Annotated in this window: 5 protein-coding genes; 3 read left to right on the top strand and 2 right to left on the bottom strand. The window is 44.5% G+C overall.

The genetic code is table 11. The features are described 5' to 3' along the window. Positions 1 to 195: 195 nt before the first annotated feature. Entirely contained in the window at positions 196 to 5,190 is a 4,995-nt protein-coding gene (locus tag JMX96_RS02155; protein ID WP_201567008.1) for a translocation/assembly module TamB domain-containing protein, read from the bottom strand. Positions 5,191 to 5,292: 102 nt separating this feature from the next. Beyond that, positions 5,293 to 8,814 carry a BamA/TamA family outer membrane protein gene (locus tag JMX96_RS02160; protein ID WP_227676855.1) on the bottom strand — a complete coding sequence of 1,174 codons (3,522 nt, stop codon included), beginning with the start codon at positions 8,812 to 8,814 and terminating at the stop codon, positions 5,293 to 5,295. A 504-nt stretch (positions 8,815 to 9,318) separates the two neighbouring features. Here JMX96_RS02160 and JMX96_RS02165 point away from each other — a divergent pair. From JMX96_RS02165 to JMX96_RS02175, 3 genes are all read left to right on the top strand, one after another. Then, on the top strand, positions 9,319 to 10,650 hold the full coding sequence (locus JMX96_RS02165; protein ID WP_201567012.1) for an MFS transporter: 1,332 nt from the start codon (positions 9,319 to 9,321) through the stop codon (positions 10,648 to 10,650). A gap of 235 nt (positions 10,651 to 10,885) precedes the next feature. Beyond that, on the top strand, positions 10,886 to 11,524 hold the full coding sequence (gene coq7, locus JMX96_RS02170) for a 2-polyprenyl-3-methyl-6-methoxy-1,4-benzoquinone monooxygenase (RefSeq protein ID WP_201567243.1): 639 nt from the start codon (positions 10,886 to 10,888) through the stop codon (positions 11,522 to 11,524). 236 nt (positions 11,525 to 11,760) lie between these two features. Then, on the top strand, positions 11,761 to 12,885 hold the full coding sequence (locus JMX96_RS02175; RefSeq protein WP_201567014.1) for a tetratricopeptide repeat protein: 1,125 nt from the start codon (positions 11,761 to 11,763) through the stop codon (positions 12,883 to 12,885). The last annotated feature ends 120 nt before the right edge of the window (positions 12,886 to 13,005 follow it).

Genomic DNA, 13,005 nt, shown 5'->3' on the forward strand with positions numbered 1-13,005 from the left:
CAGTTGTCTTACTAGGGCGTGTCCTCATTTTAAAAATGGTGATCAAAATGAGATAAATCGCAGTCAAACAAGGAAAATAGCGCAGATAATATCGAGATATTAGTCAGCTATTTAACGCCATTTGGCAAGATTTAGCCATTTTTAACCCATTTAGATAACTATCGATTGAATTGAGGACATGCCCTAATAAAAAATTTAGAACTGCCAACTATAGACCACATCTACTGCGTTTTCCGCTGCTGAGCTTGCTTCTACATAGATACGGCGTGTCAGTTGATAACGAACAGAAAGGCTGTTTTGCGCATTGAAAACACCTACACCATAGCGAATGTACAAATCAGGGGTAACGTAACCTGTGACGTTGACATTGGTGTCCTCGCTACTACCTGAGGCATCGACTGTCAGGCTCTGCAAACCAAATGCTTGCCCAATTTGATTGGTCAGGCTACGAGTACCACTCAGACCAAAGCTCAGTCCAGCGGCAGCCAGATTATTGGTCACTTGAGACTTAAACCCTTGCTCACTGATTTGCGTCGCGCTCTTGTTATCGATGCGGCCTGTCACCAACGCGTTCATAGCTTGTTGCTGGGTCAGTCCTGCATTGTTGAAGACGATAATATTGGGGCTTTCAGTCGTTCCTTTAACACGCAGACCGACTGTTTTGCCGTTAATCGTTTTGGCTGCTTCAATACTTAAGCTCGGCTTCATCACATCGCCATTGAAACGCACTTGACCATAATTCAGCTCTAGGCTTTGGCCAAAGGCATTGATATTGGTACGGCGTGAGACCTGTACAACACCTCTGGCACGCATGATACCTGTGCCATTCTGAGTCACATTAATCGCACCTGCCAACGGAATGACGGCGCCAAAACCACGGAAATTGATATCATCACCCAAATCAACACCGATATCAGCATTGATTGACCAAGGTTTTGAGATAGCCAGTACTTCATCGATATTACCAATCAAACGACGATCTAGTACGACTGCGTCCTCAGTCTGAGTGATGATATCTTCGCTGGCTTCAGGCGGACGAATGGTCGCAGACGGCACACTGATCGCCCCTTTTATATCGACATAACGGTCGCCTGGGCGCACGATAATATCAATATCAGGATCAATTTCAGCAACCAGTAATGGGGGCTGAGTAATGACTAGGCCTTCACCGACAATACTCAACTTGGCCTGCAGTTTTTGCTGCCAATTGACTGTCCCTGACAATTCGCCTTCACCTGTACCACTATTGAATGTGCCATCAATGGTCGCTTGTGTGCCGCGGATTTTGGCTGCCGCATTTACTTTGGACAAATTCACTGGCAAATCAAGCATGGCTATACGGCCGTCAGAGAGTTTTACGTCGCCATAGAACTGTGGTTTGGTTAAGGTGCCACCTAGGCCACCAGCCATTGTAATGTTACCTCTTAGGACGCGCATACCAGGGAAGAAGGGCTTAAATATCGCAAGATCAAGCTCGTTTAGTACCAATGCACCGGAGATTGGTTTAGGGTCTTTATAAGGATCAACGATCACTTCAGCATAACCACGTGCCCCGCGTCCAGTATTGATATCAGTACGCAGCTTGATGCCCTCAGGCACAGACAAAGCAATAAGAGAGACACGCTTGTACGGCAAGGTCATTGATGTGCTCTCACCATCTTGAACAAGGCCAATCTTGCCGTTGTCTGAATATAGCGTGGTATTGATAGTTGGCGGACGACCACGTTGCCATCCGACGATTGCTTTACCATTAATCTTACCATTCCAGTCAATATCTTCTGGCAAGAACACTGAGAATAACGACGTATCTAAATTCTGCAACGCTACATTGACTTCACCTTGGTCTGGTGATGCCACTAGTTTTTCTCGTAGACACAGCTTACCGGTTTGATCCGTGGCCTGCCAGCAGTGAGCGGCAAGCTGTACTTTTAGATCACGGTTCTCACCACCCTGATTGTAAGGTAAATTCACAATCAGCTGTGCAGGTTGCAATTGATTCAAAGTCGCATATTTAGATTTGATTCGGCCTTTTCCAATGACACCTGACCAGCTTAGCCTGTCTCGATCAAAACCACCTTTTAGCCTAGCGCCGACATCGAGTTGCTTATTGGCTACATTTAAATCGACCACATGAGACTTTTCGGTACCATTAAAAGAGGCTTTAACACTATCGAAACTTTGACCAGCAGCATCTAGACCTTCAGCAGTTACAATTAACTGACTTGGGCTATTGGCTAAGTTGACGAGCTTGCCGCGTACACGGCCTTGACGCAATATAAAGCCAGGTAGCGCGAGTCGCTCACCGACCAAGTCAATATAAATAGTAGGTAGTGCTTGACCAGCTGGTTGAGACAGCGTGGCACCGCCAGTGACTTTACCAGCCAATTGGCTAGATAGTTGGTCTAGACTGGTGATGTTAATTTTGGTTTGTAGCTGTTTGGCATTGCCGTTAGCCGTGACATAGTTGTCACCCCAACGCAGCACCAGATTATTAGCATTTAAGCTATCAATCAAAGCGTTTACTTGCTTATATTGTGCTTGAGCATCTTGGGTCTGAAGTTGTTTAAAGTAACTTGCTAAATCTTTAGGCAAACGCATTTTCGCTGATAGGCTGCCTTTGGCACTCAGTTGCTGCCCTTTTAGCATGCCATTCAGATTGACTTGTTTAATATTGACAATCTGCTGCGTGTCACTCCAGCGGCCATCTGTATCAATCGTACCAGTGATAAGGCTTGGGGTATCTTTTAGGAAGTAGCCAATGTTAAAACGATCCATGACTGCGTTGATATCCCACGCAACGCCTTGACGCACGTCAACGGTTCCGCTGGCATCGATACTACCTGCCGCACCCACATGACGGAAACGATTGATACGGATCAGCTGACTGTCACCACTAGCTTCTATATTCAGCTTACCTGCTGGCAATTGCTCGGCATCCAATATGCCGTTAAAATTTACGGCAAAGCGCTGCAAGGTACCTGCAGTGTTTTCGCTGTTTTTTGGCGCATTTTGCCACTCGCCACTGGTTTTTAGATTGCCTGTGATTATCGCTGGATTATTGGGTAAGAAGTAACCCAAATTGAACTGGTCAAAACGACCATCTATATTCCAGCCGATATTTTTACGTAAGTCGATGACCCCTTTCGCATCAACTGCGCCCGCTTCACCCTTATAGTTCAGCTTACGAATACTAATCAGCTTCGGCGTACCCGCAGCATCGATAGACAGACGACCTTGCGGTACATCTGCTGTATCAATCCGACCATCAAAACGCGCATCAAATACCGACAGCTCACCACCTACGATATCGACACTGGCATCACCAGCACCGGTAATACCAATAGCACGATCTGCTTGCGACGCATCGAGCTGCGCTTGCATATCGGTATTGTTTAAAGTAATCACATGACGTTGACCGCTGACACCATTTTTAGTGATGTTTAGCAGTCGACCACGCGCACTTATACTACCTGTTAGGCGCTCAAGCGGTAAATCGCTACGATATTTCTTAGGGAGTAAACCTTTGGTACTGGCATCAACCTGCCATGTCAGTGGACGCTGTTTGCTCGCTAACTGAATCTGTCCTGTGCCGGATAAGTCTCCTACTATGCCATTGTAATTAAGACGATTGATATCTATGACATCACCAGCCTTACGTATACGTAGATCATAATTGCCTTTGGGGGCAGCATTTAGCTCATTGATAACGGCATTGGCATCGACTGATAGAGTCGAACCACGAACGATGACGTCCGCCTGACCACTAGGACTGTCGATATTGCCAATATTGGGTACGTTGCGGCGGGTTAGGTTTTTCCAGTTAGCATCAATATACCAAGGCGCGACTTGCTTGGACTTGGCAGAGGTTTTACCGCGAACCATATTGGCATTGATGTGCTCACCATCGCGCTGACGTAAATCTGCATCGATCTGCGTATTACCAGTGGTATTCTGCTGCTGATAACGCAGTGACAGTCTACCGTTTAGAGTTTGCGGGGCATAAGCTTTAAAATCAATATATTCATCCGGAATAGCTTGGCGAATATTAAAGTTGCTACCCGTCGCACGCACTGTGGCCTCAAAGCTGTCTTTCCAATCTAAAATACCTTGTAATGCCAAACGTCCCGCTGGCACGTCAGCGTCCAAGCGATCTATACGTAGCTGACTGTTGGCGATAACGGCACGGCCTTGGTAATGACCTGATGGAATATCTTTGGCTGTCAATTCAGTATTGATACGCAATCGTATCTCAGAGATGACACCAGAAGCTGTGGCTGTACCGCTTTGTAGGCGAATGTTTTGACTGTCAGCGTAAGGGATAAGAATATCATCCCACTGTAGTTTTGCATCGAACGGCGCACCCGCATCTAGCCCCTGCACTACAAAGTTACCTTTCACATCGCTATCGTTATAACGACTACGCACCTTGCCAACAGTACGTTTGAGCGTTCCTGTTGCAGAGATATTCAATGGGTCGATATAGGCTTTTTCAAGAGCGCTGACTTCCGCAATCGCACTCAAATCTAGTGGATAGTCGCCCTGTAGGTCGATCTCTCCTTGTAAGGCACTGACTTTCACAATATCAGCGTACTGCAAGTCACCACGGCCAACGGTCACCGTACTACCTACCCACGTCAGGTCACGCGCCGTAATATCTTGAATAACGATAGGATCTTTGGTTACTTGCTTATAAGTAATTTTCTTAATTTTTGCTTGGTCAAAACGCAAATTCACTGGCAACTTTAAAGTTTTATAATCAAATGGTTCACCAGTAGGTGGTTTTTTATTGATAATCTCTATGGTCTGGATGTCTGCATCGCTTAAATGCACTTCTTTTGCAAATACTGCGCGCCAGCCTATTTTCACATAGGCCTTATCTACCAATATCTCAAGATCTTCAGTCGCTTCAATATCGATATCGGTTACCCAAATACCATCACGCAGGTTACCGCGTCCGTATTTAAAATCAATACCTGTTTCAACACTGATTTTTTCTAATATAAACTTCGTACCAGCGTCCGTCCCTGCTGCATAAAAGAATATGGCAAACATGATGGCTAGTACGATAAGCATCAATACCAGAAGTTTGAGCAGAAATGACAACGGATACCAACGCCTAACGGCACGGGCATCACGCTGTGCTGGATCTTCATCTGGAGCATTATTAGGCGGGGTATTTTCTGTCAGCATGACACTCAACTACGTTAAAAAATGAAGACCAGCAATCGGTACGATAAGTGATGATTAGAACATTTGGAGCTACTAAACATTTGGAACTACTACATTAAGCGATTATAACGGTGAACCAATAAAGAAGTGTAGTCGTACTGGAATGCTTTCCTCGGTCACGCCAGCAGCCACATCGACACGCACCATTCCTACAGGCGATGCCCAGCGGATACCGACACCAACGCCGACTTTTGTCTCAGTCTCAAAATCTTTGTCGTAGGCATTACCGACATCAGTGAAGAATGCGCCACGGAAACCTGGTTTAAATTCATAGTTATACTCAGCGCTACCAACCGCTAGCACCTGCCCGCCCGTTAAATAGCCTTTGTCTAATGGTGACAAGCTCTCATAGTCATAACCGCGAATACTCTGATCGCCACCTGCAAAGAAACGCAACTTATAAGGCACATCGTAAAAATCATCCGCCCAGATATAACCGGCATTGGCACTACCTAATACTTGATGCTTCTTGTCTTCGCCAAAGCTGTAGATACCACTAACGCCTGCGCGAATAATCGCCATATCGGTATCACTGAATGCGCTATCAGTGCCAGCCTCGATTGAGTAGTACTGGCGCATACCCTGCGTTGGGTTGGTCGCATTGTCAGTATCTGTTTTATTCATACCATAGCCAAACAATAGCGCGCGCTGTTTCGGACTTGAAGAGGTAAAGCGGATAGGCAGATCATCTAATGCTGCTCCATCAACCCCCGTTTCAAGCTCATCCAAGCGGTAACGCACAGAGTAGCTGCGATTCCAACCAGTATCACTACGGATATTACGTGCTAGAGCCGCTTTTAGCGTTGTGGTCGACAGATCGAAATTACCTTCGCCTTGGTCAATCACTTCCTCTTCATAAGTAAGACGCCCATCTAACTTATCATTGAGCGGATGATTCCATGGTCGACTGGCGTATACAGCCACGTTTTTGCTGATTCTCGATACTTCTGTTTCTGCACCCGCTTGATAGCCTTGGCGATTGAGCAAGTTATAGTCTATTTTTGCGGTGGCGCGAACGCCAGTATCTGTTCCATAACCCAGACCAACTTGAGCATCACGTGGTTTATCCGCGTATACAAACACATATAAAGGTACTTTTTTGCTTTCTGCAACGTCTTGTGGCGTTTTACGTCCTGCTAGCGTTGGCGGTACAAAGTTCTCGTCAGCGATCAGACTCTTTTCGTCAGGGAATATCTTTTGTGCAACATTACTAATTGAGTCACTGATTTTACCCAATAGGTTATCAGCTTCCTGATCTTTTTCATCAAGCACGCGATCATTCGGCAAGCGGCTTAGTCGCTCTGCTTTTTGTCTGATGGCTTGCAGCTTATCAAGGGTGGCTTCATCAGCCTCAAAATCAATAGCAGCGATATCCGCTTCATTGACCGTCTCGCCACTATTAGCACTCAGAGCATTATCGCTCTCTGCACCTATGTCGCTATTATCATTGACCGTATCTTCTTTGCTAGCAGTCACATTTAAGGCAGCTGCCCCATCATTGCTACTCAGACCTGCGACGCCATCATTGTCTACATTGTTAATATCGTCATCTAATGTGTCGTTACCCTCGGTAGCAGCATTGTCAAACGCTAAGGTACCAGCTTCACTACTATCAGTTGGTGGTAGTATCGACTCGACGTTGACCGTATTAAAGTAACGAGTTGCCGATAGGTCATTACTGAACTTAGTAACTGCTGGACGATAAAACGGCTCACCCGGCGTAAAGCCATAGAGCTGTTGTAACAATGAAAGCTCTACTGGTAGCTTGTCAGGGTCTTGAGTCAGCGTATTGGTTTCTTTGTCGTAGGTAAAAAATACTACATCGTCGAACTCGTAACGATCACCTGTGTTGTAAACCAACGAGACATCTGCTTTATTATCAGGCAAGATGATATCAACAGATTTGTTCAGCCAATACTGATCAAAATAGCCGTAGGTATTACTCAAAGACTCTAAAGCCGCTTTACTGCTCTTATAGACACGATGATTAAAAATATCACCTTCTTGCGGCGGCAAGTCTGCCTCAAGCGATGCAAACTCTTCTTGCTCACTGCCCTCACCGCGAATCTCAATAATACGGCTATCTACCAGTACCGGCTCGCCTAGCTCTTCAATCACAACATTAACTGTATCGCGATCAGGTTGGGTCAAACGCATCTCAACCTCATAGTAACCAACGGCTTTAGCAGCATTCTGTGCTGTTTCGCGCAAACGTGGCAATGCCGCAGTAAAGTCAATAACCGACTGAACTGAAGTATCATCCAGTGCCGCTTTGATGTTTTTCATTGGCTGAATGTCATTATCAGCTTCAACTAGCTGAGCCTTACCATTAGGAGAGTCTTCAGCAGATACTTGCTCTAGATAAATAGCGGTTTCTACATTTGGCAAAGCAATCACGCCACCGTCGTTAAAAAAGCGATTGTACAGACGCGTCACGATATTGCCTCTATTGCGCGCGCGTGGCCGTGGTCTATTGGCTTGTTCGATACTTTGGTCGACGGCCTGAGTATCATTCTGATAATCTGGTAGATAGTCATTCGGATTGATAATGTCTGTTGTCGTACCTTCTACATTGGCAGGCACATTCGTACCAGCTATCACCTCATCACTACTATCATCAGTCGTCAGGCCATTTTCACTCTTAACAATAGCTTCATTACTAACAACATATTCATTGCTGACAGCACCACTCACCTCAATCGGACGTGACATCCCTTCAGCTGTGCTCGCCTGTTCTTGCGTTGTTTCATTTCTACCCAACGTATCAAGATTGCTAGGCGCGGGCAAGTTTGTCGCATCTAGCTCTACATCGAGACCAATTGGTGATGTTGTGTCATCTAACGTAGCGATTGGCGCATCAAAGTCACTGTCATTATTGCTAATATTGATACTATCAATATCTTGAGCATTCTGCGCATCCATTGCCGCTAGCTCACGATCGATCTGCTCAGGGGTCATCATTTGATAACCCTGCTGCTGAATCTCGGTTGCTTGTTGCAACAGGTCATCATTAGAAGCGATTGATTGAGCGTTATTTGGATTATATGAAGTACTTGGACTATCAGTGAAAGTTTCTAAATTTTGAGAGTTATTTCTTTGAGAAGTTGTGTTTTGAGCATTGGCATTTTGCGTCGTCGAGTTTCTAGAGCCTGACTTTTTCGAGTTAGGTTTTTTAATGCCCAAGCTCTGTTCGCTATAGTCGTCCAATACTGACTGATCGATGATGCCTTGTTCCACTGCTTTTTTTAGACGTAGCGCATCTAGAGCCATATCTAGCTGAGTATCGTCATCTGACAATGTAGCTGATTGCTTGATAGATGCTTTATCATTCGCACTTTGACTATTGTTAGTCTGGTTACTAAGCGTTTGATTACTGTCAGTTTGGTCAGTAGCAGATGAGTTGGTGATAGCGGTATTGTTTACATTATTAACAGTATCTGCCATTGCCGCAGGTGCCATACCGAACAAACTGGTCGCAAGCGCAGTGCACAATGCCGAGCGTCTGAAATTTTTACGCGGCGCTGCTGGATACGTACTTGGGTTATTACTATCGTTTTGGATTATGGCTGTGTCACGCTGCATCATGAGACCCTTGCATGCTCGAGTTGAAGGCTGCTTTATCATCTTTACGTCCTATCAGCTCACGCGGCACAATCTTATCAACGATAACAATCGTCAAGTCTGACCGGTGAATAAACTTATAGCAGTTATCTGGAATTAATGGTTTACTACTTTAACTTTATGACTGGTTATCTATAGTGTCGGCTTTAGCAATGTATGTCTACTGCCTTGTAGGTCTACTAGCTTATAGATAGTGTTGATGGGTAGTAGCCTTTGTTTTCACTACTATTTATACCCTAAAACGCAATCACATAAATTTTATAAATCATAACTTAGTTAAATATCGAATCATAGCATTGACTGCATGTATTTTCACCGAAGCCTTGCTATTATACGGCTTAATATTGATAAAACCTATGCTATATCTTGATATAGTTTTTAATAAAATTTACGATTATTCTCATAAAAAAATTGTCGTTCAGCGCCGCTATTTTCTCTATCAGTCGCGATTTATCTGTAGGAATGTCCATGTCCAACCAGTTTCAGTTATTCAAGCGCCGTCGTTTTAGCGCTATGTTTTTTACCCAGTTTTTGGGCGCATTCAATGACAATATTTTTAAGCAGGCGCTCATACTGGTGCTCACTTATACTGCCGCCAGTAAATTGGGCGTAGAGGTCAGTATCCTTAATAACTTGGCCGCCATGTTATTTATTCTGCCCTACTTTTTGTTTTCTGCTTTGGCAGGACAGATTGCTGATAAGTATGAAAAGTCAAAGCTCACGCAGTTTATTAAACTCCTTGAGCTGGTCATTATGGCGGTTGCCGCAGTCGGTTTTGTCTTTGAATGGTATGCACTGCTATTTGTCGCGTTGTTTTTGATGGGTACACATTCGACTTTCTTTGGACCGATTAAATACGCTTATCTGCCACAAGCGATGAAAGAAGATGAGTTGGTCGGCGCTAACGGCCTTTTTCAGATGGGTACTTCGCTGGCTATTTTGGTCGGGATGATTGTCGCTGGTATTTTGACTCAGCTATCACAATCCCTGTATTGGATTAGTGCCACGGTGTTGGTTGTCGCTGTTTTGGGATATTTAGCCGCACGCTATATCCCTACTATGCCAGCGATGCAGCCTGACCTGAAGATTAACTGGAATATTATTACGACCAGCTTGGCCACTGTCCGTTACTTATACTCTTTGCCTTTTTTGTTCTTTATCATTCTTGGTAACAGCTGGTTTTGGTTTTATGGGGCGACGTTTTTGACCCAAGTGCCAGAGTTCAGCAAGGTGATTTTGCTTGGTGATGAGTCAGTCGTTATTTTCTTACTCACATTGTTTTCTGTTGGTGTGTCAATCGGTTCAGTACTGTGCAAAACATTGACCAAAAACAAAGTCAGCTTGCGTCTATTGCCCTTTGGTATTGCTGGATTAAGTATCTTTGCTATTGATTTGTATTTTTCACTTTCAGGTTTAGATATAAATGTGAATAATGACACATTACTTGGCATCGGTGATTTGTTTAATATAAGTGGTAGCTGGCGGGTATTCGCGGATTTATTCTTATTAGGATTCAGTGGTGGTTTGTATATCGTACCGCTATATGCTTCTATGCAAGCCTACGCACCTAAGAGTCATCGAGCACGTATTGTTGGCGCGAATAACATCTTTAATGCGATATTTATGGTCACATCAGCGATTTTTGCGATTGTTATTTTAAATGTTTTAGGATTTACGCTACCACAATTGTTTTTGGTGACAGGGCTATTGAATATTGTGTTTGGTGCATTCTTATACATCAAACTCAATAAACATATTAAGCATGCCATTATCCAAACTAACGATGGTATAGCACCGTAAATATGGTTAGCTCAATAGATACCGTCTAATCGTTGCGCTGATGGTTTCGTAGTTATGATAGCTATAGTAGTTTGCCCACTATCTATAGATTATTTATGGGCTATCTAGACAATAATATTTGAGCCGATAATTTAGATTGTTTGTTATAGTAATACGCATTATGCCGTTACGTTTAAACGGTAACACACTTTATTTTATTGACAGTTTTTAACACCATCAGGAGTGAGTTATGACCCTGCGTCCTTTATCTAAAATTGACCAGTTGTTACTTGGGGTCGATAAGGCATTACGAGCTGTCGTGCCCCATTCCAACACAAGCACGCGTCCGTTGCCCGTCAGTAGCAATGAGATTCCTGAGCTGACCATCACAGAGGCGCGGCACGTCTCAGGTCTTATGCGTATTAATCATACCGGTGAAGTATGTGCCCAAGGTCTATACCATGGCCAAGCGTTTGCCGCAAAAGATAGTGGTGTCAAACAAGCCATGCAACAATCGGCCGAAGAAGAAGTCGATCATTTGGTCTGGTGCGAGACTCGTCTAAGCGAACTTGGTAGCCATGCCAGCGTATTTACGCCGCTTTGGTACGGTATGTCTTTTGGACTCGGTGCAGTCGCAGGCGCGATCTCAAACGAGTTTAGTCTAGGGTTTGTAGCGGAGACAGAAGCGCAGGTCAGCGAGCATCTACAAGATCATATCAAGCAGCTACCTGAACATGATCAGCGCTCAAAAGAGATACTGGCACAAATGGATAAAGAGGAGCTGCATCATCGTGAGCTAGCACTTGCAAGCGGCGGCGCTACCCTGTCTCCGCCAGTACGTCGTACAATGCGATGGATGGCAAATCGTATGAAAGATACCGCTTATCACTTATAGCTTATGGTTACAGGTACTATTGTTAGCTGCTGTTGTCGATTATCTTACGCATCAATGGCTATACAGATTTACGTAGGTTTGCTTAATTCTAGCGATTAACAATCCTACCACAGATAGCGTGAAGCTTAATTTGCTACGGTATTAAAAATTTGTACGATTTTGCAGCAATGCGCTATTTATATTACCGTCCAATCAATGAATAACAACCAAATAAATTAAACAAGGTAACGATTTTTATGAAAGCGATTCTCTCTAGTAGCCACTCTATTAAGTCACCGAAGTTTGCAACGTTGACCGTCATGGCTGCAACCTGTGCCATGCTGTTATCCGCACCTGTGAACGCTGCAGAAACTGATGCCACTGCCACAGCTGTACCTAGTGCGATGGATTCAAGCAAACGTGTGATTCGTCTTGCTCGTCCTAATGCAGCCATTAGTCCTGCTCAAACCAATGCCGCACAAACAAGCTTACCAGCAACACCTGCGAGCAACAGCCAGCCGACTAGTGCGCAAACGACTAACATGCAACTAAGCGGTACTCAGCAAAATAATGCATCTGTCAGTACTGCTCAGCCTCAAACACCACAAATGATGTCGCCTGCTGCTGCACCTGTGATGAACGGCACTACTCGTGTTTATGAGCCTGGTCCAATGACAGCTACCGGTATCGACCTGCGTAGCGGACAACTTCCGAATATTCCTACACCGCAAGTACAGCTCTCAGACATGAGCTTCGTCAAAACTGTACTGATTCCACAACAAAAAGGGCTAGGTACTGATAAGCTTGATGTTAGCTTATTAGACGATTTCATCGCTGACGTATCCCCTAACGCGCGTCACTATCCACCAAACTTCCCTAACCGTTCACAGCGCCATTACACTCGTGAAAAAATCAAAGTATTAGCGGATTGGATCGAACCGTATGCCAAGTCGCCAAATGCTTCTTACGATGTGTTGCTTCGTGCCGCTAAGCTAAACGGTATGGGTCGTAACCTAGACTTGGGTTCAGACTACACGGTACGTGGTGGTCAGTATGTCGATCGCGCTATCAAGCTGCAACCTGATAGTGGTGAGGCTAACTTCCTATACGGTATGATGCTATCAGAAGGTGGCGGTTTCAAAGAAGGTCAAAAGTATCTAGACCGCGCTGTCGCTTTAGGATATACCGAAGCAGAACAAAGTCTGGCACAGTCAGATCTACTTAGTGACCGCCGTGCTAATGCGTTAGAACGCTTACGTCGTCTTGAAGGGCAATACCCTAACAATACTGTTATTCCTCAACAAATCAAACTCGTTGAAGAAGGTAAGTTCTACATTTGGGATATCCCTGCCCCTGACATCAGTGTAAAACCAGGTGTCTAGAAATTCTGTATTTGTTGAGATTAGCTATTGAGGGGTTGATTCATAAGATATTTGTTTCATAAGACTTTCACTAGGTCAAATCTCTAATAAATAATCTAAGCTTCACATACCAAGCGCTTT

Source organism: Psychrobacter sp. JCM 18900 (genome assembly GCF_904846625.1).
GTDB lineage: Bacteria > Pseudomonadota > Gammaproteobacteria > Pseudomonadales > Moraxellaceae > Psychrobacter.